Here is a 2,198-nt window from a genome sequence, read left to right as displayed (position 1 = left end):
TCAATTTTGGTTTATGATTTATTTAAATAAAATGGGATTACCAAGTTCAATAAGGGATAAGGGAAAAATATTATGTAAATATCCTAATATATCATTATGGACCAAAAAAGAAGTTGGTATTAATGTAGCATATCCAGACCTTATATGTGTCCATTTAGATTTATCATTTTTTGAAAATGATTCAATTCCAAAAGATGCAGAGGAGTTAAAAGAATATTTTAGAACTCATGAGAATAAAAAGTTTAATATTTACTATGAATTAGCAATACCAGAAGTAGAAGAATTAAAAAATGAAACTATAATTTTAGATGAAAATTCACAGTGTATCATTATAGATGAAGCTTACGATGGTGATAAAAATTTATTAAAAACTTATGATATTAAAGATAATTTGAAGTTATTAAATGAAATTAATGACACTTTATTTGGAGAAGATAGAACCTACTATTCATCAGAGTTTGGGTGTTCTTATAGTGAGGTTTCAAGTATATGTAGTGGTAGTAAAGGCAGTAATAAAATATATATTGAAGATTTGTATAATTTAGATTTTGAAGTAGGGCAAGGTATAGCCATTGAAGATGGATGTTATGTTAGAAAAACAGAACTTTCATGGCTTTGTGCATTAATTAAAGAGATAGATTATGAAAATAAATATATTACTATAAATAGAAAGTTACAAGAGAACGTATCTAATAAAAAAGTTGAACATGATAACTTTTTAAATTATATAAAAATATCAGAGTTTTTTATTGATAAAGATTCAGTGGATTTAAAATTTGAACCAGGAACCTATATAAATCATGCATTAAGAAGTGGAGTAGATACATTAAACGTTGTATTGACGGAAGTTGGTATAAAGCATATTGGTGATGCTAGAAGTATGATAAATATACAAAATAAAAGATTTATTAATATAGATTTTCAAGGTTCAGTATTTAAAGAGATTGCTAAGTGGCAGTTGAAATCTGATTATAATTTTGGTGGTTCAAGGTGTTCAGTACTTCCATATACTTTTATTGGATTAATAGGATGTGATAAAGTAACAATAAAAAATGGAACTGTTATTCACGATTCAGAAAATAATTGTATTTATACAGGAGTTAGAACAGCTGAAAATATGGGGGATGGATTTTGTGTTCACGGGTGTAAAGATATTTATTTAGAGAATTTAGAAGCTTATGGATGTGAATCAGATGGATTTGCATTAGGTGGATCAGTAAGTAATTTTTATGATGATAATCCTAGAGGAAATCTAAATATAACGATGAAAAATTGTAGAGCTTACTATTGTGGGAGGCAAGGATTAACTTTTAGTGCTGGTGCTGATGGAGTAATTGATAATTGTGATTTTTCTTATACTGGTTTTTGTAAAGATAAAATTACTAAATGTTGGTGGGGAAATAGGAATCCAGGAGCAGGTATAGACTTTGAGTATGAAAGTGCATCAGATTTAACTACAGGATGGGAAGCGACATCAGCAATTAGAAGAATAAGACTTACTAATTCAAAGTTAATTGCAAATAGTTATGGGGTTGCTAATGGGATGACAGAAGGAAATTTTCTAATGGAAAATTGTGTTTTAAAGGGTAATTCTAATGGAGTATTTCTAATTAAGACTGGTAATAATGCAGGATTTACTATGAGGGAAAATGAAGATGAGGGAGAAACTTATGTATATGGATCAATGCAACCTATAACTTGTATAATTAGAGATTGCTTAATAGATTATAATGGAACACCTAATAAAAGCACCTTTGGATATTTTAGAAGAGTAATTATAGATTCTTGTATATTAAGAAATTTTTTCTATGACTATGGTGGAAGACAATTTACTATTATTAATTCAGATTTACAATATACAGATGGAATTAAAAGTCATATGCAAGGTTATCCGAGATTTCCTCTTATTCAAAATTGTACAGTTAGATTTAGAAGAGAATTTATTGATAAGTGGGAAGCTTCAGGGAAATGGGCATGGAGTCCTATATATGGACAATTCCAAGACTGTATATTTTATTTAGAAGAACCAACAGCAGATTATACTGATAGTAAAAGTAGAAATTTAATTGTTGATTTTGGAAAAAATTCTACCAGAAATTATGTTTATCCAGCAAAAAACTATGGGTTTGTAAGTAGTAATAATAATACCATAATAAAAGAGAAAACTATAGATTGGGGAAATAGAGAGTGTTATGAGG

General features: G+C 28.3%; 1 protein-coding gene. It reads left to right on the top strand.

Annotation, left to right across the window (positions count from 1 at the left end; all coding sequences use genetic code 11):
* Window positions 1-2,198, top strand: a 2,198-nt coding sequence (locus tag Q0F58_RS19090) for a right-handed parallel beta-helix repeat-containing protein (protein ID WP_294379611.1), incomplete at both ends; no start/stop codon positions are given.

The sequence above is a fragment of the uncultured Clostridium sp. genome, from assembly GCF_934754915.1.
Taxonomy (GTDB): Bacteria; Bacillota; Clostridia; order Clostridiales; family Clostridiaceae; genus Clostridium.
Note: the sequence above shows the minus strand (reverse complement) of the source record. Positions and strands in the feature narration are given on the sequence as shown.